Source organism: Dethiosulfatibacter sp., from assembly GCF_983023055.1.
In genome coordinates this window covers 1-26,301 of the sequence record NZ_CEZJXU010000002.1, presented here as the reverse complement: position 1 = coordinate 26,301, position 26,301 = coordinate 1, and the positions used below count along the sequence as shown (strand labels likewise).

The window sequence follows — 26,301 nt, the reverse complement described above, 5'->3', positions numbered from 1 at the left end:
AACCATGTATAAAGCAAAAATCAAATTAAATTATAAAATAAAAATTGGAGGATACAATTATGTTATTTAAAGGAGCAGGAACAGCAATAGTAACACCTTTTAAAAATGGCGAGGTAGATTTTGATAAATACGGTGAATTGATTGATTGGCAGATAGATAAAGGAATAGATGCAATAATCACTTGTGGAACTACAGGTGAAGGATCTACTCTTAGTGATGCAGAGCACAAGAAAGTAATGAAATATTGCGTGGAAAAAGTTGCGGGAAGAGTACCGGTAATTGCCGGTACAGGAAGCAATGACACAGCATTTTGTCTACAGCTTAGCCAGCATGCTGAAAGCCTCGGTGTAGATGGACTTATGATTGTTACACCGTACTACAACAAGACTACACAAAGAGGCTTGGTAAACCACTACAGATTCATTGCCGATAGAGTAAATGTGCCTATAATAGCTTATAATGTACCTTCAAGGACTGGACTTAGAATAGAATCCGATACAGTTCTAAAGCTTTCGAAAATCAAGAACATTGTAGCCATGAAGGATGCAACTGGAGACATCAGCTATGCTGCAGAGGTTATGAGCAAGCTTGATGGATCGGATTTTGGAATATATTCTGGAAATGACGACATGGTAGTACCTCTTCTTTCCCTTGGAGCATTAGGAGTTATATCGGTTGTTTCAAATGTAATGCCTACTGAAATGCATGATATGGTAATGAAATTCCATGAGGGAGATATTGAAGGATCAAGAAAAATCCAGTTAGATATGAATAATATAATAGGGAATCTTTTCATAGAGACAAATCCTATTCCTGTAAAGACATGTATGAACATGATGGGATTCGAGGTTGGAGAATTGAGAATGCCACTTTATGAAATGGCTGAAGAAAACAAGGAAAAACTTCTTCAAGCAATGAATAAAATTGGTCTTGTAAGGAGATGATTATGAGTACAAAAATACTTATGGTTGGCTGCGACGGAGCAATGGGGCAAGTGATTTCATCACAGGCTGATGAAAGGGAAACCTGTAGTGTTGTTGCTGGAGTTGATAGAGCAGCAAGGCAGGGTGATTACCCAGTATACAGTTCCTTTGATGACATCAAGGAAGATATAGATACAATAATAGATTTTTCAAGCAGGAACATTTTGCTTCCACTTCTTGATTATGCAATAAAGAACAACAAGCCTGTAGTCTTAGCGACTACAGGATATACAGACAAGGACATGGAAGCTGTAATGGAAGCTTCTAAAAAGATTCCAGTATTCAGAAGTGCAAACATGTCTTATGGAATAAATGTAATGATCAAGCTTATTGAAAAGGCTGCAGAGCTTCTTGAAGACGGCTATGATATAGAGCTTATGGAAAAGCACCACAGCAAGAAGGTGGATTCTCCAAGCGGTACTGCAAAGATGCTTCTAAGGTCCATTAATGATACTCTAAATAATAAATGCAACCTTGTTCATGGTAGGGAAGGAAATGACACAATGAGACAGGAAAGAGAAATAGGAGTGCATGCTATTAGAGGTGGTACCATTGCAGGAGAACACGAAGTAATGTTTGCCGGTGTTGATGAAATAATCCAGATAAGACATACTGCAACTTCAAAGAAGGTCTTTGCAATAGGGTCCATTAAAGCTGCTGAATTTATGGCGGACAAGGGACCTGGCTTCTATGATATGAACGACATGCTCTAACAAAAATACAAAAGGGACGGTTCTTTTTGTATTTTTGAAAGATGGTTCATATAAATTTAGGAATGAACTTTACCGGTTCATTCCTATTGCATTCTAATTCGATTAATATTAATACAAAAAAACGGTAGAATATTAATGTCATATATGTTATATTAATAAATATTAAAATATAGAATAATAAATAAAGAGGAGATACATATGGAACAAAAAAAAATGACAGATCCTTATGAGATTGCAAAATTTATTAAGGATGCAGAAAAAGCAACTCCAGTTAAATTTTACGTAAACGGAGATTTAGACAAAATCGATTTTGCAGGATGCAAAGTTTTTGGTACTGAGAAAAGTGCCGTAGTATTTGGTGAATTTGATGTTGTAAAGGCAATAATAGACAATAATAGTGCAAATATTAAAGAGTATGAGCTAGAGTATGATAGAAGAAACTCTGCAATACCTCTTCTTGATACAAATGAAATCCAAGCAAGAATTGAACCTGGTGCTACTATAAGAGACAGGGTTTCAATAGGAAAAGGCGCTGTAATAATGATGGGTGCTACAATAAATATCGGAGCCGAAATAGGTGAAGGTACAATGATTGACATGGGTGCTGTTATTGGTGCTAGAGGAACAATAGGTAAAAATGCTCACATAGGTGCTGGAGCAGTGGTTGCTGGAGTTCTTGAGCCGCCTAGCAAGACGCCGGTAATTGTAGAAGATGATGTTCTAGTTGGAGCAAATGCAGTTCTTCTTGAAGGTGTAAGAGTAGGAAAGGGAGCAGTAGTTGCTGCAGGAGCAATAGTTACAGAAGATGTACCTGCAGGAGCAGTAGTTGCAGGATCACCAGCAAAAGTAATCAAGATGAAGGATGCAAAGACAGAATCGAAGACTCAGCTTCTTGCTGATTTAAGAGACTTGGACTAGGATTGAGGTGATTTTATGGGTTTTCTAAAAAATGATGGTAAATATATAGTAAATACTTACAATAGAACTCCAATAGAAATAGTTGAAGGGGACGGAGTTTACGTAACCGATATAAATGGAGATGTATATCTTGACATGTTCAGTGGTATAGCAGTAAACAGTCTTGGGCACAAGAACAAGGCGATTTTAAAGGCTGCTTTCGAGCAGGCTGAAAAATACATCCACATATCAAATTATTTTGCATCTGAGCCTGTTGTGGAGCTTGCAAAGCTTCTTGTTGAAAATACCTTTGCTAAAAAAGTGTTTTTCACAAATTCAGGAGCAGAGTCAAATGAAGCCGCTATGAAGATAGCAAGAAAATATGGAAGGATGAAGTCTGAAAAGAAGACAAAAATTCTTTCTGCCCATAATTCTTTCCATGGAAGAACATACGGCAGTCTTGCTCTTACAGGACAGAAAAAATATCAGGAAAGCTTTAAGCCCCTTGTACCTGAAGTATACAATTTCGATTTCAATAGCATAGACAGCATTAAGGCGTTAATAGATGAAGATGTATGTGCAGTATTTATTGAAGCGATACAGGGTGAAGGTGGAATTGTTGAAGTAGACAAGGACTTTCTTGTGGAAGTCAAGAAACTTTCTCTTGAATATGACTTCTTGCTTGTAGTAGATGAAATCCAGGCAGGAATTGGAAGAACTGGAAAGTTCCTTTCTGTTGAAAATTACGATGTAGTACCTGATATGGTAACTGTGGCAAAAGGTCTTGGTGGTGGATTTCCCATAGGGGCAGTCCTTGCTAGTGAAAGATGTTGCGATATTCTTGTACCAGGAGATCATGGAACAACCTTTGGACCTAGTCCTGTAGCTTGTGCAGTAGGATTAGTTGTGATTAAGGAAACTATAAGCGAACAACTTCTTACAGAAGTTGTGGAAAAAGGAAATTATATCAGAAATAAGGTAAATGACGTGTCTGAAAAATACCCAGGTATAATCAATGAAGTAAGGGGCAAGGGTCTCATGCTTGGTATCAATACTGGTGAATTTGCTAATCTTATAAAAGATGAGGGTATGAAAAGAAAGATGCTTCTAAATGTAACTGCAGGAAACATAGTGAGAATAGTGCCTGCTCTTACCATTTCTTATGATGAAATTGATAAGTTTATTGATTTATTTGAAGATATAATTAAAAATATTAAAAAGTAGAGCCGAAAGGCTCTTTTTTTATTGAAATAATCAAATAAATTTAAATATATATTGATAATGTTAATATGTAAATTGATATTATCAATATAAATCATTGACAAATTAAAAATATAGATGTATAATTTAATTAAATAAAGATAATTAATGACCGGGTTAATAAAATCAATAAAAAGGAAAGGGAATTATGAGGAAATATTTTAATGAAGGATACGAATCATACAAAAGGATAGAATTTTACAGAATAGAAAAGAGAAGAAAAGAATCAAGAAACAATGAAATGAGTTTTTCGAGAACAGTATTCTAGAAAATGAGAAATTGAAATTTTGGAGGTATGGAAATGTTTGAAAGGGAATTATTTGAAGGTCGAGAAGTATATGATAGAATAGAATATAACAGAAAAAGAAAATGTAAATGTTATGAAAACTATTTAATGGTATTTTGTGACAATATGAAAAGAATGTATTGATTGAGGGATGGATATGAAAATAATGGCAATACTTGAAATGTTGGAAGATAAGAAAATCACAGTTGATGAAGCTGTAGCGCTTATAGAATCCATTGATATTTCAGATGAAGTTGAAATAGAAGAACCTGAAATTGAAAGAGGAAGATCCGGGTGGATCAAAATAAAAGTGCTGGATGGAGAGATCGGTAGTAAAGTTAACCTTCCACCGCTACCTCTTGGACTTATGGGGAGCTTGGCATCCTGGGGGATAAAAATGGGTATTAAGCATTCTGAGGAAAAAGAGATTCTTGAAAAGTTGGACAGTAAGGAAATTAAGAAATTGTTTAATGTACTGAGAAACCATCCACCCATGAGAATAGTTGAAGTTGAAGCTGATGACGGTACGTTGGTTCAAATCTATACAAAGTAAACATTTAATGGAGTTGATGATATGAAGAAAGAAGTAATAGGGACCTGTCCTGTATGCGACAACAAGCTTAAAGTAACACAGTTGTCCTGCAAGAGATGCGGTACAAAAATAAGCGGTGAATTTGAGCTATGCAAGTTTGATCAGCTGGACAAGGAAGAGAAATATTTTGCTGAAATATTTATAAAGAACAGAGGCAATATAAAAGAGATAGAAAAAGAACTGGGGATATCTTATCCTACAGTAAGAAAGCTTCTCGACAAGATTATAGAGGCTCTTGGTTACAAGGAAGAAGCAAAGAAGGATTCTGTAAATCAGACGGATATATTGGATAAGCTCGGCAAGGGGCAAATAACTTCGGACCAGGCTTTGAAGCTGCTGAATGGCGAAGTGATTTAGGAGGATGAATATAATGAGGGAAGAACAACTTAAGATTTTGAAAATGATTGAAGAAGGAACAATAACTGCTGAAGAGGGAAATAAGCTTCTTTCTACCATCGAGGAATGCAAGGGGAAAATAGATGTTGAAAAAACAGGTTCAAGTGCAAAATGGCTGAGAATAAAGGTCATTAGCAACGAAAAGGGCGGCAAGAACAAGGTTAATGTAAACGTGCCAATAGCGCTAGTGGAGACAGGTCTCAAGATAGGTAAAAGCTTCGACAAGGACCTTGAAGAATCCATGAAGGACATAGATATTCAGGAAATCCTTGAACTCATAAAAAGCGGCGCCGAAGGCAAAATTGTAGAAGTTGAAACAGAAGAAGGTGACACAGTGGAAGTATACGTAGAATAATATAATAAAGAGTCCGTTTTGATTCTAGAAGCATTGGGGAAAGAGTATTTATTATGTAATTATTAACAAAAACCATAATTTGTTAATGAAAAAACATAATTTTATTGACAATAATGTAATAAAATGTTAATATTACATAAATTAAATTTTGAGGAAATGAATATGAAATGTTTATCGAACAGAAAAATTGCACAATTTAATATTCATCATCATCATAGAAATAAGAGTTTCTTCTAGTACTATTTTAAAATAGTTCATGGATGCAAGCTCTATTAGTTGTTACTATAGACTGCATCTATGATGGATAAGAACTTTAAGCCATTCGGATGTATTCGGATGGCTTTTTATATTGTCAAAAAAAAGCATATATCGCGACGGAGTCGCTGTGTCTTAGAATAAAACGGAGGTAGAAATGAAATTTACAAACATTAAGGATGAATTGGCATATTCATCAAAAAGGTACAAATTAAAAAACGATATAGAAAAGATGGTTATCGACAAGGGATACATGAATTACGAGCCTGAGATTGTGGAGGATTATGACAAGTTCGTATCCATGAATTCGAGGTCAAACAGAAAGTCAACAGTAAAGGTTATAAATGCAAACGGAAGGATATCCATACTTAGACCTGATATAACATCGACCTTGCTTACAAATCTTCTTCCAAAGTGGGAGGACGACCTGAAACTTAAAATTTTCTACTATGAAAAGATATTCAGGCAGTCGGGGATCTCAGTTAAGGAAATAAGACAAATGGGAATAGAGTGTTTGGGAATAGATACAATTGATGCAGACAAGGAAGTTATAATGCTTGCCAATGACATCATGAAAAAATACAGAGACAAATATGTAATGGAAATAGGAAGCTCAGAATATTTAAAGGGACTTCTTCAGGAATTCTACTTAAATGATGAGGAATATACGAAAATAATGTATTTCCTTGACAGGAAGAACAAGCAGGAGCTGGAAAGATACATCAAAAACTTCAAGGACAACGATGCGTACGATGTTTTACTAAATCTCATAGACCTGAAAGGAGATATGAGGACAGTACTTGAAACCATTGAAAAAGGTTTCTTAAATGAAAGAATGGAAAAGGGACTTAAGGAACTGAAGGAAATATATTCATTCCTTGAGGAAAAGAAATTTACGGACAACATTATTTGCGACCTTTCAATGGTATCGAGCCTTGGATATTATTCGGGAGTTACATTGAGAGGATACTTCAGAGATTCAAACAGAGAAATAATAAAGGGTGGAAGATACGACACATATACTGAACGTTTCGGTGAAGTTATACCGGCCATAGGATTTTCAATAGAAATTGACGAGTTGTTAAAAGTACTTTATAAGGGAGGCGAAATATAATGGATTATTTGACAGTTGCGTTTGCAAAGGGAAGACTTGGAGAGCAATCTACAGAGCTTTTCAATAAAATAGGAATAGGGCATTGCCTTGACCTAGATTCAAGAAAGCTTGTATTCATAGATGAGGAGAACAAGATAAAATTCATGCTTCTAAAGAATTCAGACGTTGTTACCTACGTGGATAATGGAGTTGCAGACATAGGAATAGTTGGAAAGGATATGCTTAAGGAAAGCCTTTCAGACGTATATCAGCTTTACAATTTGAACTTCGGATACTGTAACATGAGCATAGCTGGAATGAAGGGTGCGAAATTAAACATGAACAAATCCATACTTAAGGTTGCTACAAAGTTTACAAACTCCACCAAAGAATATTTTGAATCTAAGGGCCAAAAGATTGAAATAATTAAGCTTAATGGATCCGTTGAGCTTGCACCTGTACTTGGACTTTCAGATGTAATAGTTGATTTGGTGGAAACTGGAAATACGCTGAAAGCCAATGGACTTGAAGTTTTTGAAGAAATGTATGAAATTAATCCTCTTGTAATCGCAAACAGGATTGGATATAAGTTCAAGATGGAACAGATAGATGATATAATCAAAAAAATTAAAAATCTGGAGGAAGCTGAAGATGTTGAGGGTAATTGAGTCAGGACAAAGCAGGGGATTTCTGAATGAACTTTTCAATAGGACAACAACAGACTACAAGGAAATCTACAAGGTTGTAGAGGACATCATTGAAAATGTAAAAAACAATGGTGACGAAGCAATAAAGGAATATACTGAAAAGTTTGACGGAGTTAAGCTGGAAAGCATTGAAATCACCAAGAAAGAAATAGAGGAAGCGGTGGTAAGAGTCGACAGCGACCTTCTTGAAACAATTAAAAAATCATACAACAACATCAAGGACTACCACAAAAGACAGCTTAGAAAATCAACAATATACAAGCCAAACGAAAAGAATATAATCCTTGGACAGCTTGTGAATCCAATAGAAAAGGTAGGCATATATGTGCCAGGTGGAAAGGCTACATATCCTTCTACTGTTCTCATGAATGCAGTTCCAGCAAAGCTTGCCGGAGTTGAAGAAATCATAATGATAACACCACCAAACAAGGAAGGAAAGATACAGGATTCAATACTGGCTGCTGCAAGCATATCTGGAGTGGACAGGATATTCAAGGTGGGAGGAGCACAGGGAATAGCTGCTCTTGCCTACGGAACAGAGTCCATACCAAAGGTTTATAAGATTACAGGTCCAGGAAACATTTACGTTGCGGCGGCAAAGAAGATGGTATCTGACTTTGTAGGAATAGACATGATAGCAGGACCAAGTGAAATACTTGTCATTGGAGACAAGTCATCAAATCCAAGATACATAGCCGCAGACCTTATTTCCCAGGCAGAACATGATGAAATGGCTGCATCAATATTGGTGACAGATTCACCTACACTTATCAAGGACGTTAATATCGAGTTGAAAAAAATCACTGATACCCTTGAAAGAAAGGAGATAATTCTCAAGTCTCTGACAACCTACGGAGCTGCAATACATACACACAGCCTTCAGGAATCAATAGATATAACAAATGAAATAGCTCCTGAGCACCTTGAGATAGCAACGATTAATCCATTTGAAGATTACAAGAGAATAAAGAATGCAGGAGCAATATTCCTTGGAAACTATACACCGGAGCCTGTAGGGGATTATTTCGCAGGACCTAACCACACGCTGCCAACAAGCAGTACAGCCAAGTTTTCCTCACCTCTAAGCGTTGATGATTTCATAAAGAAGACATCTCTCATTTACTACAGCAAGGATGCCTTGGAAGCTTCAAAGGATGACATAATTAGATTTGCAGAAAATGAAGGTCTTACTGGTCACGCAAATTCAATAAAAATAAGATTTGAATAAGGGAGAGGGGAAATATGATTGAATTAAAGAAGAGTGTAAGAGATTTAAAACCGTATTTTGTAAATGAAATTCCATACAGGGTAAAGCTTGATGCAAACGAGGGAAAGAATTATCTTATAGGAGAAAATCTTCTCATCGAAGGATTTCAGGCAAACATATATCCCGACAGCGATTCTCAGCTTCTTAGAGAAAATATGGCGGCATTTTATTCGGTGAAAAAGGAAAATATCATGGTAGGCAACGGATCAAGTGAAATGATAGCTACTGTTGTCAATGGCTTTTGCGAACCTGGAGAAAAGGTTATGGGATTTGTTCCAACCTTCAGCATGTACGATGTATACTGCAAAATGGCCGGGGCTGAATATGTAAAGCTTAAGAGCCAGGAGGATTTTTCATTTGATTTAGACTATCTTGTCGAAAGAGTTGCTGAGGAAAAGCCAAAAGCTGTAATTATTTGCAATCCAAACAATCCTACAGGGAATTATATTGAAAAAGATGATATAATCAAAACGTTGGATAAGCTTAAGGATACAGTAGTGATACTGGATGAAGCATATATAGATTTTGGTGGAGATTCCTGTGTTGACAAAATCAACGACTATGAAAACCTCATAGTCATGAGAACTCTTTCGAAGGCTTTTGGACTTGCATCCATAAGAATGGGATGTCTTATAGCAAATAGCGAAATGGTAAACCAGCTTTGGAAGATAAAGGTACCATACAATATCAATACTCTTTCGCAATATGTGGCAAACAAGGCTTTCGAAAAGGTTGAAAAGGTAAAGGAATTTACTGAAAAGATTGCAGAACTCAGAGACGAGCTTTCTGAAAATCTTACTGATCTTGGAATCAAGACATATCCAAGCAAGTCTAATTTCATAATGATTTATACTGAGATGGAAAACCTCTTTGAAAAACTTAACGAGAGGGGAGTTCTCATAAGGAAGTTTAAAGGCGACCTTGAAGGGTACTACAGGATTTCTGTTGGATATAAGGAAGAGAACGAAATTCTATTGAAGGAACTGGAGGATATCATATGAGAGAAGCATCCATTGAGAGAAAAACCAAGGAAACTGAAATAGAGATTAAAATCAATATTGACGGAAGTGGAATAGCAGACATAGATACAGGCATAGGCTTTTTCGATCACATGCTTGATTTGTTCGCATTTCATGGCAAGTTTGATATTACTGTGAAGTGCAAGGGTGACCTTGAGGTGGATACACACCATACAGTGGAAGATATAGGCATTTCCCTGGGAAAAGCCTTTTTCGAGGCAATGGGCGATAAAAAGGGTATAAGAAGATACTCTACAGTATTTCTTCCCATGGATGAAGCTCTTTGCAGGGTCGCACTGGATATAAGCGGAAGGGCATATCTTGTTTATGAAGACAAGCTGTCAAAAGACTATTTGGGACAGATGGATACTCAAAATTTCAAAGAGTTCTTAAGAGCATTCATTAACGAAGCAAGAATAACACTACATGCTGAAGTATTGTACGGAGACAATGACCATCACAAGATTGAAGCTGTGTTCAAGGGAATAGGAAGAGCTCTTGCAGAAGCTACGCAGGTAATTGATGACAGGATAACTTCATCAAAGGGGGTTCTGTAATGAACCTTATAATCGATTATGGAATGGGAAACCTTAACTCCGTACAAAAGGGATTTGAAAGGGTAGGTCTTGACACAGTTGTATCAGACAGCATCCAGAAGATAAAAGATGCAAAAACAATAATACTTCCGGGAGTTGGAGCCTACAAGGATGCAATGGATCTGTTGAATAAACTAGAATTAAGTGATGTAATAAAGGAAGAAGTTAGAAAGGGAAAGCCTATAATAGGAATATGTCTGGGAATGCAGCTACTATATGAAAAAGGCTATGAATACGGTGAGTATGACGGTCTTGGACTAATAAAAGGAGATATCAGGAAGATGGATATTTCACTTAAGGTTCCTCATATGGGATGGAATTCCCTTAGGTTCAAGGACCAGGACAACAAGATACTCAAATATATAAACGAAGGTGAATATGTATATTATGTGCATTCATATTATGCAAATTCAGACAACAGCGAACTGGTTGCATATTCCAATTATGAAATATTGATTCCGGGAATTGTAAACAAGGAAAATATCTACGGCATACAGTTCCATCCTGAGAAAAGTGGAATGGTTGGACATAATATTTTGAAAGCATACAAGGAAATTATAGAATGATATTAATTCCTGCAATTGACATAAAGGACAACAAATGTGTAAGGCTTACACAAGGGGACTTCCATAAGGCTATAGTCTATTCGGATAATCCTGTGGAAATGGCTTTGAAATGGCAGGAAGCAGGAGCAGAATACCTTCATGTAGTGGATCTTGATGGAGCACAATCAGTATCCCTTGTAAACAGAGAGTCAATCAGGGAAATAGTCAAAAGTATAAGCATCCCCGTTGAGATAGGCGGAGGAATAAGAACGGAAGAAAGAATAGAAGAACTTCTTGGCGTTGGAGTGTCAAGAATCATTATTGGTACTCTTGCAGTTGAAAATCAGGAACTTTTTAGAAAGCTTTCGGGAAAATATGCTGAATACCTGGCTGTGTCTGTTGATGCTGTAAACGGCAAGGCTGCAGTTAGAGGATGGAAGGATATAACTTCTGTAGACGTCATGGATATTTGTCACTTCATGGAGGAATGTAATATAAAGACCTTGATATACACTGATATCCTAAGGGGAGGTATGCTAAAGGGACCTAATTTTGAGATATATGAAAAATTGAAAAGTTCTACAAATCTTGACATAATAGCTTCAGGAGGAGTTTCAAGCTTTGCGGATATAAAAAGGCTTAGTAAAATGGATATGTACGGAGCCATAATTGGAAGGGCTCTTTACGATGGAAAACTTGATTTTAAGGAGGCGATGAAATGCTTGCAAGAAGAATAATACCCTGTCTTGATGTCAGAGACGGAAGGGTTGTAAAGGGAAAGCAGTTTAAGGATATAGTTGATGTTGATGCTCCCGAGGTTCTTGGGAAGTTCTATAGCGATAATGGAGCGGATGAGCTCGTGTTTTACGATATAACAGCATCATCGGATGAGAGAAAAACTCAGCATGAGTTTGTAAAGAAGGTGGCAGACGAAATAAACATACCCTTCAGTGTTGGAGGAGGAGTATCAACAGTTGAAGATTTCAAGGATATATTGAGAAAGGGTGCCGACAAGGTTTCCGTAAATTCATCAGCTGTAAGAAATCCCCAGCTAATTAAGGATGCATCTGAAAGGTTTGGTGCACAGTGCGTTGTACTATCAATAGACGCCAAGAAGAACGATGAAGGATCATGGAGCGTATATGTAAAAGGTGGAAGAGAAAAGACAAAACTCGATGCAATTGAATGGGCAGTACGTGGAGTTGAGCTTGGAGCCGGTGAAATTGTAGTCAATAGCATAGATGAAGATGGTATGAAGAAAGGCTATGATGTTGAACTTTTGAAGCAAATAACAGACAGGGTAAATGTACCTGTAATAGCTTCGGGAGGAGCAGGAACGATGGAGCACTTCAAGGAAGCTGTAGTAAAAGCAGATGTGGACGGTATACTGGCAGCATCCGTATTCCATTTTGGTGAAATACACATTAAGGATCTAAAGAAGTATTTAAAAGAAGAAGGAATAGAAATAAGAATATGAAACAAAAAAATTACAAATAAGAGGTTAATTATGAATATTGAAGAGACATTGAAAAAAATCAAATTTGACGACAAAGGCTTGGTACCAGCTATAGCACAGGATTTTGAAACAAAAGAAGTTCTCATGATGGCTTATATGAATGAAGAATCCATCAAGACAACTCTTGAAAGCGGTTATGTAACATACTTCAGCAGAAGCAGACAGAGTCTTTGGAAAAAGGGTGAAACATCGGGACATCTACAGGAATTAAAGGGATTTTACTATGACTGCGACGGAGACACTATTCTTATTAAAGTGAAGCAGACAGGACCTGCCTGCCATACTGGAGAGTATTCATGTTTTCACAATCCAGTTGTTGAATATTCATTTGAAGAGGACATGCTTAAAAAACTGTTCAAGATTATAGATAACAGAAAAGAGAATCCAGTTGAAGGATCATATACAAACTATCTTTTCGACAAAGGTGTTGATAAGATACTAAAAAAAGTAGGAGAAGAGTCTGCAGAAGTTATAATTGCAGCTAAAAACGACGACAAGAGTGAATTGATATATGAAATAAGCGACTTGGTTTATCACACAATGGTACTTATGATAAACCAGGGAATATCATTAGAAGAAATCAAAGAAGAACTTAAAACAAGACATAAATAGAAACAATAAAGATGTTATCAGGACATTAAACGAACATATAAAAGAATGAGTGTTTTCTATTGAAAAAGCCTAGTAATAGTGGTATTATATAAAATAGGCGGAACAAATACTGGAACAAATCAGGGGGGTATTGTGAAATTATTTAAAAACTTTTCATTGGAAGATTTATTAATCAAGATTTTTGTACCTGATTCGAAAAAATCGAAGGTTGTTGATCCATTTGACAAGATCATTAAGGACAACAAGGATAACAAGAAGGATCAAAACAAATATAAGCATCATAAAAAATCTGGATGAAAATTTCTGGATTTTTTTATGCTCTTTTTTGATTGTTTCGCAATTACTTGAATAAAAAATGCCCGGGAGCTTGTGCTCACGGGCATTTTAATTTTAACTTAAGAAAGTTAAATGTGTTAAATCCTTTGAATCATTGGTATTTAGTGAGGTATCTTCTAAGTTATCTAGTAAGATACTTGAACAATGGAGAAGCTTCATCTATTACCATTGTTGTTCCATCAAGCGTTGTCTTGTATAGCTCAAGAGTCTGATAATATTCGTAGAAATCAGCATCTGCACTGTAGGCATTGCTGTATATCTGAGTAGCGGCTGCATCACCTTCACCCTTTAAGATTTCAGCATCTTTCTGTGCTTCGGAAATCATAATCGCTGCGTCTCTATCTGTGCTTGAAATTATTTTAAGTTTTTCTTCTTCGCCTTCAGATCTGTACTGTTGTGCTTTTTGGTTTCTTTCAGCTTCCATCCTTGCATAAATGTTCAATATGTTACTCTCGTGTAAATCGGTCTTGAGAATTCTGTTGTCAAGAACCTCCATACCATATTTGACAAGCTCTTGGTTAACGTCAGTTACTACTGTATGTGACATTGCCTCAAGGTATTCCTTGTCAGCTATAAGTGTATGAGCTATGGTTTTACCCACCTGAACGTTTATCTCGGAATAAAGTATGTCGTCTAGTCTTAGACTTGCCTGCTGTTCGTTTTTCATTGTAAGTCTGAAAAGCAGGGGATCAACTATTTTCCACTGTGCATTGTTGCTTAATATGAGTATTTTCTTATCAAGTGTGTTTACCTGTCTTGATGCTGTCTTGTAGGTAATAAGCCTGTTTTCAAGTTTTTCGACAGTATCTATGAAAGGCATTTTAAAATGAAGACCTTTTTTTATTGAAACTTTTACACCACTGTATTTTTCACTGTTGTTGATAGTTTCCATTACGGTATCATAACCGGCTTCGTTTACTACGATCTTCTGAACTTCGCCAAATCTAGAAATGATGGCATGTTCTCTTGTGTCAACTGTATATGCAGCAGTTGCTAGGAACATTGCCAGCACTATAATCAGAAATAAAAATAATCCTTTTTTCATATTGCACCTCCTATTGTCCTGATGTAGCACCGATTACAGCATTAGCTGCACTGGTGTTTGCACCGCTTACAGGAAGCATTGTAATATTGTTGCTATCTACAATGTAAATATCCATTCCTGGAAGTATTTCCTGCATTGTTTCTATATACATCCTTGTTCTTGTGATTTCAGTTGCTTCCTTGTACTTTTCAAGTATTGAAGTAAATCGCGCAACATCACCTTCTGCCTGATTGATTCGTACTGTTTTGTATGCAGTTGCTTCATTTAGTAATTTTTCTTTTTGAGCTCTAGCTTCAGGAATTATCTTGTTGAAATACTGATTTGCCTGATTGATGTATTTTTCCTTGTCTTCCTTTGCGCTTGCTACGTCAGTAAATGCCGCTGCAACTGCTGCTGGAGGATCTACATCTTGTAGTTGAACTGTTGTAATAAGAACTCCAAGATTATATTTGTTGGATATTTCCTGGATATCCTCAAGCATTTCCTGTTGCATTACGGCTTTGTTGAGGGTCAGAACATCGTCAAGATTGTGATTTGCAACAACTCTTCTTATTCTTGAATACGCAGCAAGTTCAAGCGTTTCCTTTGGAGCATCTACATTGAGTATATATGCTTCGGGATCCAAGACCTTGTACTGCACGATTACTTCGACTTCTACCAGGTTTTCATCACGTGTAATCATTACCTTTTCAGAACTGACATCAGAATAGTTTTCGTTTGAATATTCGTCAAAGAATGATTTTTCATCAGTTTGGCTTCTAAAGCCGTATTCAATTCTTTTTATTTCCTCTATATTTACAAATTCTATAGAGTCAATAAATGGCATTTTGAAATTAAGTCCTGGTGTTGTAATCGTCTTATTGTGTGCACCAAATCTGAAAATCAAAGCCTGTTCGCTTTGGTCGAGGGTATAGTAGGAATTCATAGCTGAAAGAGCAATGAATATTACTAGAATGACCACTATTACCATTTTGCCTGGGAACTTGTTGATGTTGACATTTCTTTTTTTGAATACTGGGTTTCCGTTTTCATCAAATTCTTTTGGTTCTTCACCTTTGCTTGTAAATCTTTCAAAAGGGTTTCCCTTACTGTTTGCAGTTCCTTTTATTACAGAAGAAATAACACTTATGATGATAAATAATATGATAATTGAAAATATCGAATTCATATTAACACTCCCTTCGTTAAAGTACATTATACATTACTAATGTCATAATGTCATATTAAATATTAATAATGATTAAATTTATAATTTTGAATGTTGTATGTCCAGTGATTTTATATTGTTTAAATAAAAAATATCATATAGTATTGACAAAATATTTTTATATAATTATAATGAAAATAATATCAATGTGATGACGAGTGAAGTAGATCGGAAACAGTCTTTAGAGAGAAAATACCTTGGGTGTAAGTATTTTCATTCATGACCGGTTGAAAACTAGCTCTGAACAAAGTCTGAATTCATTATGAAGAAAGGACTTCGTACAGGCGCGATAAGCCTTTAGAGCACCAATTAGGGTGGAACCACGTGAATTTATCTCGTCCCTTTCCAGGGACGGGATTTTATATTTTTTGAGGAGGAACGAATATGGTAAGAATAACATTGCCTGACGGCAGCATTAGAGAATTTGAAGAAGCAGTAAAAGTAATCGACATAGCGAAAAACATAAGTGAAGGATTGGCAAGAGTAATTGTAGGAGCAATGGTGAATGGATGTACCGCGGGTCTTGACCAAATTGTAGAAAAGGACAGCACAGTAAGTTTGTTGAAATTTGACGATGACGAGGGCAAGAACATATTCAGACATACAAGTTCACATATCCTTGCACAGGCAGTTCAGAGACTTTATCCTGGAACAATGCTTGCAATCGGACCTGCAATAGATAACGGATTCTATTACGACTTTGATTCAGAGCATGTATTTACAGAAGAAGACTTTGAAAAGATCGAAGCTGAAATGAAGAAAATAGTAAAGGAAGACCTTAAAATAGAAAGGTTTGAGCTTCCAAGAAATGAAGCACTTGTATATATGGAAGAAAAAGGCGAGCAGTACAAGGTCGAACTTATAAACGACCTTCCAGAGGATGCTGTAATTTCCTTCTATAAGCAGGGTGATTTTGTTGATCTTTGTGCTGGACCTCATCTTCAGACTACTAAAAAAGTTAAGTCTTTGAAGATTCTTAGTATAGCCGGTGCATACTGGAGAGGAAGCGAAGACAACAAGATGCTTCAAAGGGTTTATGCTACTTCTTTTGAGAAAAACAAGCAGCTTGAAGAATATCTTCGCAGACTTGAAGAAGCAAAGAAAAGAGACCACAGAAAGCTTGGGAAAGAGCTTGACCTGTTCTCAATGCATGAAGAAGGACCTGGATTCCCATTCTTTCATCCTAAGGGTATGATTGTTAGAAACACATTGGAAGACTTGTGGAAAAAAGAACACATAAAGAAAGGGTACGGTGAGGTGAAAACTCCAATTATTCTTAATGAAGAGTTGTGGCATAGGTCTGGACACTATGAAAACTACAAAGAAAACATGTATTTCACTGAGGTTGACGGAGAAAGTTTTGCGGTGAAGCCAATGAACTGTCCAGGTGGAATACTTGTATATAAGAGCAATATGTACTCCTACAGGGACCTTCCCCTTAGAATGGGTGAATTGGGACTTGTTCATAGACATGAGATGTCGGGAGCACTTCACGGCCTTATGAGGGTAAGAAGCTTCACTCAGGATGATGCACATCTATTTGTAACACTTGACCAGTTGAAGGACGAAATTATGGGTGTGGTTAAATTCACAGACGAAATGTACAAGATATTCGGATTTAAGTATCATGTAGAACTTTCGACAAAACCGGAAAAAGCTATTGGAACAGATGAAGAATGGAATGTTGCAATTGAATCATTAAGAGAAGCACTTATTGAAATGGATGTAAAATACATTGTGAATGAGGGAGATGGAGCATTCTACGGACCTAAGATAGACTTCCATCTTGAAGATGCAATAGGAAGGACATGGCAGTGCGGCACTTGCCAGCTTGACTTCCAGATGCCTCAAAGATTTGATCTTTCATATGTTGGACAGGACGGTGAAAAGCACAGACCTGTAATGCTTCACAGAACAATATTGGGTTCCATAGAAAGATTTATGGGAATTCTCATAGAGCACTATGCAGGAGCATTTCCTACATGGCTGGCACCTGTGCAAGTTAGAATACTTCCTATATCAGACAAGTTCAACGATTATGGCGAGGGAGTTAAAAAGCAGCTTGAGGATATGGACATAAGAGTTGAACTAGATACAAGGTCAGAAAAAATAGGATATAAAATCAGAGAAGCACAGCTTCAAAAGATACCTTATATGTTCGTTGTAGGTGAAAAGGAAGTAGAAGCATCAGCTGTTTCAGTAAGACAAAGAGCCGAAGGAGACATGGGAAGCAAAAGTATCGAAGAAATCGCAAAAGAAATACTTGCGAAAGTTAAAAATAGAGAAAACGACTCTCCAGGTGTAGAGTAATATAATATGCAATCAAAACTCAGGGCTACATGCCCTGAGTTTTTTATAGCTTAAGAAAGTTAAAAGTGCTAAATCCCTTGAGACGTTGGTATTTAGCGATTAAGGAAACTTTCTTTCGCATCTTAATAAATGCTTATGCATTTAACGCAGCAAAGCTGCTTTCTTGTCTTTTTAATCTTATTCTAATACTTGTTTAAGTAACTCCTAATACCGAAGTCATATAATAAAGACATAATAAAGGAGGAAAGATTATGAAAGTTACATTGGAAATGATTGATGAATTAAGAAGTAGGGTAAACGTCACTTACGAAGAAGCAAAGGAAGCTCTTGAAAACAATGAAGGCGACATAGTGCAAGCCATAATAGAATTGGAAAAGCAGTCAAAGAATTATCATGGACATAGAAGACACAAAAGTGACAATGTCAACAAGAATGCCAACAGAGTACTTAACAAGTTTCTTTCAACAGACTTCGTTCTTAGAAAGAAAGACAAGGTATATTTGAATCTTCCATTCTGGTTGGTATCTCTAATAGCACTGGTTACAATGCCATTCAGTCTTGTTGCAATAGTGATCTTCTTTCTTCTTGGATATCAGATGAGAATCGTCACAGGCAAAAAAACAAAATTTGATATTAACAAGAATGTTGACAAGATGACTAAGAAATTCAAGGAAACCACAGACAAGATATTCGAAGAAAGTGAAGAAATGCCTAAAGAAGAATCTGTAAGTGAACCCGAAGAATTAGACGACGAAGAGGATGAAATAACCATAGAATAAAAAATTTTGGGCTTCGGCTCAAAATTTTTTATATTTTATAGTACTCATGATATAATAAAGTTAAATATACTTTTAGGCAAAGGTGATTAGATGGATAAAAAAAGAATACTGATTATAGAAGATGAAAAGAAAATTGCTAGATTTCTTGAACTGGAGCTTCAATACGAAGGATATGAAGTGGACATTGCAAATGAAGGAAGGGCAGGACTGGAATTAGCAATGAAGGATGAAGCAGATCTTATTGTACTTGATCTTATGCTACCAGGACTCAGCGGTATAGAAATATGCAGAAGGCTTAGAAATACTTCTGATGTACCCATAATAATGCTTACAGCTAAGGATGACGTCTCCGACAAGGTAACTGGTCTTGACGTAGGTGCAGATGACTATATGACAAAGCCTTTTGCTATAGAAGAGCTTCTTGCAAGAATAAGGGTTCTACTCAAAAGAAAAATAAGAAACGACTTAAATGAAGAAATCAAAGAGAACAAAGATATACTTACCCAGGAAAAACTAAAGCTCTATAAGGACAATTACAGGGTCGAATATGGTGATGATGAAATAGTGCTGACAAAGAAGGAATTTGAGCTTCTGGAGTATCTCATGATAAATAAGAACATAGTGCTTTCAAGAGAAAAGATTCTTGAAAATGTATGGGGATACGATTACTTTGGAGAAACCAACCTCATAGATGTATATATAAGATATATTAGAGGAAAGATTGATCAGAAATATGGTGTAGACCTCATTAAGACCGTCAGGGGAGTAGGATACATCATAAGAGATTAGGCGGTGAACCTATGAAGAAAATTGACAGTGACAATAAAGCGGTAATAGATAAAGCTGAAAAAAGAAAAATTGTAATTGGAAAAAATAAGAAAAATAAGAAAAAAACCAGTATAATGGATAACCTGTTCTTCAGAATTTTGTTTGCTCCATTTGTATTTATAGGAAGGTTCTTTTACAAGTTAAGAAAAAAAATCAGGCTTTCAATTTCCTTTAAGATTTCAATAGCCTATCTTGGTCTGTATCTTATATCCATGGTAATAGTTATTATTGCCGCAGTATTTGGATATGCCACTTATAAGATAGTTGAGCTTGAAAACACGGGGGAAAAATATGCTGACCTTGTTCTAATAAAGACAATAGGTGAAAACGAAGAGCTGGAAGATTACCTCATAGATGAGAGGCTTGCCGGGGTTGCCATATATAACTCGGACTACAACCAGATAGTGAATACCAACAGCTTTGAGGAAGTCTATATGGAAAATTCCTTTTACAGAATTGATAGAATGGCAACCAGCAGGGTGTATATTTATTCTGCAAGCACTTATTACAATAGTAGTTTGTATCATTTGAACATATATTTTGACATATCAAATCTTATTGAGGAGACTTTTATTATAGGTTTTTTCATTATATGTGCAGGACTTCTGGGCATGATAATAATTGCTGCCATTGGACCATCTACAAGCAAAAAGATTGTGAAACCAATAAACGATATGACAGAGGTAACGAGGACAATATCTGCAAATAATATAAATACAAGGCTTAACGTAAAGGCTTCCCAGTACGAGCTGAAGGAGCTTGCTGAAACATTCAACAACATGATGGACAGAATTGAAAGTGACTATATTAAGCAGCAGCAGTTTGTTTCCGATGCTTCACATGAACTTAGAACTCCCATAGCTGTACTTAAAGGATATGCGGACATGCTGGACAGATGGGGTAAAGATGATAAGGAAGTTCTTCAGGAATCACTTGATGCTATTAAAAACGAAGCAAACAATATGCAGGATTTGGTTGAGAAACTTCTCTTCATAGCAAGAAACGACAAGAAGACCCTTAAGCTTAACAAGGAAGAATTCAATATCAATGAAGTAATAGAAGAAGTTTGCAGGGAAACTAAAATGATAGACACTTCACATGATATAACAAGTACTGTCTGTGAGGGAGTCATAGTATATGCAGATAAGAACAGAATCAAGCAGGCAATAAGAATATTTGTGGAAAATGCAAGAAAATTCACTCCTGAAAACGGTAAAATTGATATTTCCTGCACCAGGAATGATGAGTATGTAGCCATAACCGTCAAGGATAATGGAATTGGCATCAAGTCAAAAGACCTTAAGAAGGTATTTGATAGGTTTTACAGGGCTGAAGAATCAAGAGGTAAGGAATCTGGAGGTCACGGCCTTGGACTTTCAATAGCAAAAATCATAGTCCTCGGACACAGGGGAAAGATAAAAGTAAAGAGCAGCCACACTGAAGGATCAAAATTCACAATTTTTCTTCCTTATATAAAATCAGTCGATTGATGCAATCATTGACTGATTTTTCCATTTGTTGTAGAATTAAATATTAGAGAAATAATTAACTTTCATAAGCTATAAAAATGATGAGGTGTTAATAGCTTTAAAAAATAAACAGACCGGGAGGGGAGAATAATTGGATGATAAATATCTTAGAAATTTTATTTCTGAAAAATATCTTATAAAGATGGAAAATATTCGCCCCATAGGAAACCATAGACTGGGGAGAAACTATGTTTACCTTATTAGAAAGAATGAAATGGAATTGGTTGTGAAGGTATCAATTTCCGAGAAAAAATGGCATAATGAAATAATGTCATACAAGTCTCTAGAAGGTCTTGAATTTATACCGGAGATTTATGAGACGGGAAAGACTAGAGACCTTTACTATCTAATCATGAAGAAAATTGATGGAAAAATATTAAACGAAGTGTGGTTTGATAAAAGTATTGAGGAACAGATTGATATATCAAAACAGCTTGGAAAAGCCCTGGCCAGAATTCATGACTGGAAATCCTATGAACACTATAATTCATGGGAGAATGAGGGCAATACTGATATTGTAAAAGACAGGGAATTAAGGGATGGAAGCATAGTACAAAGGCTTGCTACGTGCAATCTCCTTGATCATATGATTATAAGAATGGGAATAGCAGCATTGCCTGGATTCAGAAAAAAATTAAAAAACAGAAAGTCAGTTATTGCCCACAGGGATTACAGCTTCAGAAACATTATAGTGAATGATGATAATAAAGTGACGGGAGTGCTTGATTTTGAACATGCAATGCCCGATGATCCAAGCATTGATATTTGCACAGTGCTTCAAACATGCATGTTTGATGATGAAAGACTTTTCGATTCCTTTGTAAGGGGCTATACAATAGTGAGGACATTTCCTGAAAACTTCATCGATGGCAAATCATACTATTATTTAATAACTGGACTTTATATGTGCAGTAAATATGATTTTAGAAGAGAAGAAGAAATTTTAAGAGGAATGTCATTAATCAAAAAGGGGCTGAACCAATGAAGAAAATTGTATCGGCAATAACAGTAATAATACTGCCAGTTTTTATTTTGCTTTTAGTATTTCAGATAGCAGTATTTGACCTTGATTATTTCGAGAAAAAATTTGTTGAAAACAATACAATGGAAATAACAGGACTTAATTTTGATCAACTTGTGAGAGTATCTGATGAGACTCTTAAATATCTGAAGGATGAAAGACAGGATCTCATACTCCATGAAGAAATTGATGGAGTCGAGATTCAAGTTTTTGAGGAAAGTGAGCTAAGCCACATGAGGGATGTGAAAACACTTTTCAGCAATGGCTTTTTAATTAAAAATGCAACCATGGTTATAAGTATCCTATGTTTGGCCTATCTGTTTTTTAAGGACAGTAGATTTGTTTATAGGGCTGTCAGAGCGGGATCATTGTTGTTTCTGCTTGTAATAGGTGCAATTGCTGTAATGGCCTATATCGACTTCAATGGTGTTTTCATCATCTTTCACAAGATGCTTTTTTCCAATGATTTATGGATTATGGATCCCAAAGAAGATATAATGATACAAATGCTTCCCCTTGACTTTTTCATGGGAATAGGAATAAAAACAGCTGCCATGTATCTTGGATATATACTTGTATCTATTGCAGCTACAACATTCATGTTGTCTGGATATAGATACCATGATTAGTGAATAAAGCTGTGTTACCTATGAATATGTTTTGATATTTGATTTAATATGATGATTTTAGAATATTAAAAAAAATTAATATTCTATTTTACAATTGCAAAAAAAATTTGTATAATGGAAGGTATACTCGCGAGGAAGGTGTTTAATAATGAGATTTTTAAGTTCAGGAGAATCCCACGGAAAAGGATTAAACTGCATAATAGAAGGATTTCCAGCAAATGTGGAAATCAAAGTTGAAGAAATCAACGTTGAGCTGTCAAGAAGACAGAAGGGATATGGCAGAGGAAAGAGAATGAGTATTGAAAGTGATGCCGTTGAAGTAATGGCGGGTATCAGGTTCGGAAAGACCATGGGAAGCCCAATTTCTCTCTATGTGAAGAACAAGGATTGGGAAAACTGGAAGCTTCGTATGTCTTGTGAAAACATATATCATGACCCAGAACTGGCAATCAAAGCGCCAAGACCAGGACATGCAGATCTACCTGGAGTTATAAAATACAACCAGGAAGATATTAGAAATGTACTTGAAAGAGCAAGTGCAAGAGAGACAACTACAAGAACTGCAGTTGGAGCCGTAGCAAAGCAGCTTCTTAAGGTTTTTGGTATTGAAATATACAGTAGAGTGGCAAGTATTGGAAGTGTTGAAGATGTCACTGTAATAGAAAAGGGAGAATCATATTGGAGCAAGATTAGAGAATCTGAGCTTAGCATGTATGATCATGAAGCTGAAAAGAAAACAAAGGCACTCATAGATAAGTCAAAGGAAGAAGGAGACACTCTAGGCGGTATAATAGAGGTTTCAATATACAATGTACCTGTTGGCATTGGAAGTTATGTACACTATGACAGAAAGCTCAATGCAAAGCTTGCTATGGAAATTATGTCACTCCAGGCCGTAAAAGGTTTTGAATTAGGCGCAGGATTTAAAACTGCTATAATTCCAGGATCAAAGGTCCATGATGAAATAGTTTTTACAGATGGATATCACCACAAGACAAACAATGCCGGAGGAATCGAAGGCGGAATGTCAAATGGAGAAACAATACAATTCAAGGCTGCTGTCAAGCCAATACCTACACTAATGAAGCCTCTTCAGACTGTAGATATAGATTCAAAGGAAAGAATTGATGCATGCAAGGAAAGATCAGATGTATGTGCTGTTCCAGCTGCAGGTGTTGTAATGGAAAATATTGCAGCTTTCGTTATTGCAAATGCAATGATTGAAAAATTCGGTGGAGATTCCATTGAGGAAATGAAGGCAAACTACGATAACTACATGAAATATGTAGAGAAAAGGTAGTAATGAAGAGTTTAAGGGTAAATTTGCCCGACAGAACCTACGACATAGACATTGGCAAGAATATTCTTGGAAACATCTCTTCTTTTACTAAGGAAAGGGGCTTCTCCAACAGGTTTTATGTAATAGACAACAACGTCTACGACCTTCACAGGGAAAGTATTGAAAAAGTAATGGATGGAGACAGCTTTCTGGTAATAGAGACTGGAGAAGAAAACAAGACTTTCAATACCTTGGAAAAAATACTTTCATCAATGGTGGAATCTGGCCTTGATAGAAAATCCGTCCTTGTAGCAGTAGGGGGCGGAGTTACAGGAGATATTTGTGGTCTTGCTGCAGCGCTTTTCATGAGAGGAATAAGTGCAATACAGGTTCCTACTACCTTGCTTTCCCAGGTTGACAGCAGTGTAGGTGGTAAGACTGCTATAAACCTTTCAGGAATAAAGAACATAGTAGGAGCATTCTACCAGCCTGACAAGGTCTTTATAGACATCGATTTTCTAAAGACACTTGAGAAGAAGGAAATAATGTCAGGAATAGGTGAAATAGCAAAGTATGGATTCATAGTTGATGAAGACTATATAGACTATCTTCAAAAAAATCTGGACAGGATAGAAAGTCTTGAGAATGAATATCTTCTTGAAATAATATACAAGTCTGTAGACTTCAAGGCCCAGATAGTGGAGAAGGACGAAAAGGAATCTTCAATAAGAAAGATACTTAATTTCGGACATACAGTAGGTCACGGTATCGAGCTGATGAAGAATGTGGATATAACCCACGGAGAGGCTGTTGCCGCAGGCATGATTCTGGAAGGAATAATAGCATACAAGAGAAGCAATATAACTGAAGAATACCTTGGAGAAATCATTAGTCTTTGCAGAAGAATATATACAATACCTGATTTTTCAGAAGGTGAAATTGACATGATAATTGAAAACACAAAACATGACAAGAAAAACGTTGGAGACAGCATAAACATGGTTCTTCCTGTTTCAAGAGGATCAGTTGAAAGCTTCAACGGCGTGACTGTAAATGAAATCAAAGAATGTTTTAGGAGCTGGTTCAATGATTATAAATAACTACAATGGATGTTTTAAAGGTGAAATAATGGTACCGGGAGACAAGTCGATTTCCCACAGAAGCATTATGTTTGGGTCCCTTGCTGAAGGTGAGACAAATGTGAAAAACTTCTTAATGGGAGAGGATTGTCTTTCAACCATAGGATGCTTCAGGGCCATGGGTGTTGATATTGAAGTTTCAGGAACAGAGGTAAAGATAAAGGGAGTCGGTTTCAATGGCTTGAAGAAGCCTGAAAAGACTCTTGATGCAGGGAATTCAGGAACTACAATCAGAATATTGTCAGGACTTCTGGCCTGTCAGAATTTTGAGAGCAAAATTAATGGAGACGAGTCATTGAGAAAGAGACCGATGTCAAGGGTTGCCGACCCACTGAATGACATGGGAGCCGATATGGAATGTACAAACGGCAAATATCCTCCTGTAACGATTAGGCCGGTTGACAATATTAAGGCATACAGATATGTACAGCCTACGGCAAGTGCACAGGTAAAGTCATGTCTTTTGATGGCTGGAATGTATGGAGAGGGAACAGTTGAAATAGTTCAGCCTGAAATTTCCAGAGACCATACTGAAAGAATGATGAAATACTTCGGAATTCCTATAGAAGTTGACGGAAAAACTGTAAGGATAAAAAAGGCAGATGTATTCAAAGGCAAGGATATAATGGTTCCGGGAGACATTTCTTCTGCAGCTTTTTATATGGTTGCTGCCTGTATAGCGAAGGGTTCTGAGATTCTTATAAAGGATGTGGGACTTAATCCAACAAGGACAGGAATAATCGATGTTCTTCTTCAAATGGGAGGAGATATAAAAATCGAAAATGAAAGACTTGAAAATGAGGAGCCTATTGGCAATGTTAGAATCAAGGGAAGTAATTTAAAGGGGATAGAAATCAACGGAGATATAATTCCAAGGATAATAGATGAAATTCCAATAATTGCTCTTGCTGCTGTATTTGCAGACGGAACTACTGTAATCAGCGATGCTGAGGAGCTTAAAGTTAAGGAAACAGATAGAATAGCTGCAGTCTGCGACGAGCTTTCCAAAATGGGTGCAGAAATAACACCTAGAGATGACGGCATGGTAATTGGAGGAACAAGAAAACTTTCAGGTGCAGCTGTAAAGACCTACGGAGACCATAGAAT

28 protein-coding genes are annotated in these 26,301 nt (G+C 36.5%); 26 read left to right on the top strand and 2 right to left on the bottom strand.

All coding sequences use genetic code 11. From position 1 onward, the window contains the following. Positions 1 to 56 precede the first annotated feature (56 nt). From dapA to AC3AX0_RS00230, 17 genes are all read left to right on the top strand, one after another. Positions 57 to 944, top strand: a complete 888-nt coding sequence (dapA, locus tag AC3AX0_RS00310) for a 4-hydroxy-tetrahydrodipicolinate synthase (protein ID WP_487548307.1) — start codon at positions 57 to 59, stop codon at positions 942 to 944. A 2-nt stretch (positions 945 to 946) separates the two neighbouring features. After that, positions 947 to 1,696 (top strand): 4-hydroxy-tetrahydrodipicolinate reductase, encoded by a 750-nt coding sequence (gene dapB / locus AC3AX0_RS00305; protein WP_487548305.1) that lies wholly within the window; start codon positions 947 to 949, stop codon positions 1,694 to 1,696. A 198-nt stretch (positions 1,697 to 1,894) separates the two neighbouring features. Then, positions 1,895 to 2,614: a 2,3,4,5-tetrahydropyridine-2,6-dicarboxylate N-acetyltransferase gene (dapD, locus tag AC3AX0_RS00300; RefSeq protein ID WP_487548304.1), complete on the top strand. Its 720-nt coding sequence runs from the start codon at positions 1,895 to 1,897 to the stop codon at positions 2,612 to 2,614. Between the two features lie 15 nt (positions 2,615 to 2,629). Further along, positions 2,630 to 3,817, top strand: a complete 1,188-nt coding sequence (locus AC3AX0_RS00295) for an aspartate aminotransferase family protein (RefSeq protein ID WP_487548303.1) — start codon at positions 2,630 to 2,632, stop codon at positions 3,815 to 3,817. Between the two features lie 479 nt (positions 3,818 to 4,296). Continuing rightward, positions 4,297 to 4,692 (top strand): hypothetical protein, encoded by a 396-nt coding sequence (locus AC3AX0_RS00290; RefSeq protein ID WP_487548302.1) that lies wholly within the window; start codon positions 4,297 to 4,299, stop codon positions 4,690 to 4,692. Between the two features lie 21 nt (positions 4,693 to 4,713). After that, the gene (locus AC3AX0_RS00285) at positions 4,714 to 5,088 is read left to right on the top strand and encodes a DUF2089 family protein (RefSeq protein ID WP_487548301.1); all 375 of its coding nucleotides are present in this window, start codon (positions 4,714 to 4,716) and stop codon (positions 5,086 to 5,088) included. Between the two features lie 13 nt (positions 5,089 to 5,101). Next, positions 5,102 to 5,482, top strand: coding sequence for an SHOCT-like domain-containing protein (locus tag AC3AX0_RS00280; RefSeq protein ID WP_487548300.1), 381 nt, complete (start codon positions 5,102 to 5,104; stop codon positions 5,480 to 5,482). Positions 5,483 to 5,894: 412 nt separating this feature from the next. Beyond that, positions 5,895 to 6,851 carry an ATP phosphoribosyltransferase regulatory subunit gene (locus AC3AX0_RS00275; protein ID WP_487548299.1) on the top strand — a complete coding sequence of 319 codons (957 nt, stop codon included), beginning with the start codon at positions 5,895 to 5,897 and terminating at the stop codon, positions 6,849 to 6,851. Further along, a complete protein-coding gene (gene hisG / locus AC3AX0_RS00270; RefSeq protein WP_487548298.1) occupies positions 6,851 to 7,498 on the top strand; it encodes an ATP phosphoribosyltransferase in 648 nt (215 codons plus the stop codon). Before AC3AX0_RS00275 ends, hisG begins: the two co-directional genes overlap by 1 nt. Continuing rightward, complete coding sequence (hisD, locus tag AC3AX0_RS00265; protein WP_487548297.1) at positions 7,482 to 8,765, top strand: histidinol dehydrogenase; 1,284 nt, start codon at positions 7,482 to 7,484, stop codon at positions 8,763 to 8,765. The genes hisG and hisD overlap by 17 nt, the downstream gene beginning before the upstream one ends. Before the next feature lie 14 nt (positions 8,766 to 8,779). Continuing rightward, positions 8,780 to 9,805, top strand: a complete 1,026-nt coding sequence (hisC, locus tag AC3AX0_RS00260) for a histidinol-phosphate transaminase (RefSeq protein WP_487548296.1) — start codon at positions 8,780 to 8,782, stop codon at positions 9,803 to 9,805. Continuing rightward, entirely contained in the window at positions 9,802 to 10,380 is a 579-nt protein-coding gene (gene hisB / locus AC3AX0_RS00255; protein WP_487548295.1) for an imidazoleglycerol-phosphate dehydratase HisB, read from the top strand. The genes hisC and hisB overlap by 4 nt, the downstream gene beginning before the upstream one ends. After that, positions 10,380 to 10,985, top strand: a complete 606-nt coding sequence (hisH, locus tag AC3AX0_RS00250; protein WP_487548294.1) for an imidazole glycerol phosphate synthase subunit HisH — start codon at positions 10,380 to 10,382, stop codon at positions 10,983 to 10,985. The genes hisB and hisH overlap by 1 nt, the downstream gene beginning before the upstream one ends. Next, a complete protein-coding gene (hisA, locus tag AC3AX0_RS00245; RefSeq protein ID WP_487548293.1) occupies positions 10,982 to 11,701 on the top strand; it encodes a 1-(5-phosphoribosyl)-5-[(5-phosphoribosylamino)methylideneamino]imidazole-4-carboxamide isomerase in 720 nt (239 codons plus the stop codon). The genes hisH and hisA overlap by 4 nt, the downstream gene beginning before the upstream one ends. Beyond that, the gene (hisF, locus tag AC3AX0_RS00240) at positions 11,683 to 12,441 is read left to right on the top strand and encodes an imidazole glycerol phosphate synthase subunit HisF (protein WP_487548292.1); all 759 of its coding nucleotides are present in this window, start codon (positions 11,683 to 11,685) and stop codon (positions 12,439 to 12,441) included. The genes hisA and hisF overlap by 19 nt, the downstream gene beginning before the upstream one ends. 30 nt (positions 12,442 to 12,471) lie before the next feature. After that, positions 12,472 to 13,092 (top strand): bifunctional phosphoribosyl-AMP cyclohydrolase/phosphoribosyl-ATP diphosphatase HisIE, encoded by a 621-nt coding sequence (hisIE, locus tag AC3AX0_RS00235; protein ID WP_487548291.1) that lies wholly within the window; start codon positions 12,472 to 12,474, stop codon positions 13,090 to 13,092. Between the two features lie 132 nt (positions 13,093 to 13,224). After that, positions 13,225 to 13,389, top strand: a complete 165-nt coding sequence (locus AC3AX0_RS00230; RefSeq protein WP_487548290.1) for a hypothetical protein — start codon at positions 13,225 to 13,227, stop codon at positions 13,387 to 13,389. 160 nt (positions 13,390 to 13,549) lie between these two features. Here AC3AX0_RS00230 and hflC read toward each other — a convergent pair whose 3' ends face one another. Continuing rightward, positions 13,550 to 14,473, bottom strand: coding sequence for a protease modulator HflC (gene hflC, locus AC3AX0_RS00225; RefSeq protein WP_487548289.1), 924 nt, complete (start codon positions 14,471 to 14,473; stop codon positions 13,550 to 13,552). Between the two features lie 10 nt (positions 14,474 to 14,483). Beyond that, on the bottom strand, positions 14,484 to 15,641 hold the full coding sequence (gene hflK, locus AC3AX0_RS00220) for an FtsH protease activity modulator HflK (RefSeq protein WP_487548288.1): 1,158 nt from the start codon (positions 15,639 to 15,641) through the stop codon (positions 14,484 to 14,486). Between the two features lie 423 nt (positions 15,642 to 16,064). Here hflK and thrS point away from each other — a divergent pair, with 423 nt between their 5' ends. The 9 genes from thrS to aroA form a co-directional block, all read left to right on the top strand. Then, positions 16,065 to 17,990 (top strand): threonine--tRNA ligase, encoded by a 1,926-nt coding sequence (gene thrS / locus AC3AX0_RS00215; protein WP_487548287.1) that lies wholly within the window; start codon positions 16,065 to 16,067, stop codon positions 17,988 to 17,990. 251 nt (positions 17,991 to 18,241) lie between these two features. Next, positions 18,242 to 18,769: a hypothetical protein gene (locus AC3AX0_RS00210; RefSeq protein WP_487548286.1), complete on the top strand. Its 528-nt coding sequence runs from the start codon at positions 18,242 to 18,244 to the stop codon at positions 18,767 to 18,769. A 90-nt stretch (positions 18,770 to 18,859) separates the two neighbouring features. After that, complete coding sequence (locus tag AC3AX0_RS00205; protein WP_487548285.1) at positions 18,860 to 19,558, top strand: response regulator transcription factor; 699 nt, start codon at positions 18,860 to 18,862, stop codon at positions 19,556 to 19,558. An 11-nt stretch (positions 19,559 to 19,569) separates the two neighbouring features. Then, the gene (locus AC3AX0_RS00200; protein ID WP_487548284.1) at positions 19,570 to 21,087 is read left to right on the top strand and encodes a sensor histidine kinase; all 1,518 of its coding nucleotides are present in this window, start codon (positions 19,570 to 19,572) and stop codon (positions 21,085 to 21,087) included. A 130-nt stretch (positions 21,088 to 21,217) separates the two neighbouring features. Next, entirely contained in the window at positions 21,218 to 22,111 is an 894-nt protein-coding gene (locus tag AC3AX0_RS00195) for an aminoglycoside phosphotransferase family protein (RefSeq protein WP_487548283.1), read from the top strand. Continuing rightward, positions 22,108 to 22,776 carry a TIGR01906 family membrane protein gene (locus tag AC3AX0_RS00190; protein WP_487548282.1) on the top strand — a complete coding sequence of 223 codons (669 nt, stop codon included), beginning with the start codon at positions 22,108 to 22,110 and terminating at the stop codon, positions 22,774 to 22,776. The genes AC3AX0_RS00195 and AC3AX0_RS00190 overlap by 4 nt, the downstream gene beginning before the upstream one ends. Before the next feature lie 145 nt (positions 22,777 to 22,921). Further along, positions 22,922 to 24,076, top strand: coding sequence for a chorismate synthase (gene aroC / locus AC3AX0_RS00185; protein WP_487548306.1), 1,155 nt, complete (start codon positions 22,922 to 22,924; stop codon positions 24,074 to 24,076). A 2-nt stretch (positions 24,077 to 24,078) separates the two neighbouring features. Then, a complete protein-coding gene (aroB, locus tag AC3AX0_RS00180; RefSeq protein ID WP_487548281.1) occupies positions 24,079 to 25,155 on the top strand; it encodes a 3-dehydroquinate synthase in 1,077 nt (358 codons plus the stop codon). Then, positions 25,142 to 26,301: 3-phosphoshikimate 1-carboxyvinyltransferase (gene aroA / locus AC3AX0_RS00175; protein WP_487548280.1), on the top strand; the 1,160-nt coding region annotated here is incomplete at its 3' end. The genes aroB and aroA, both read left to right, overlap by 14 nt.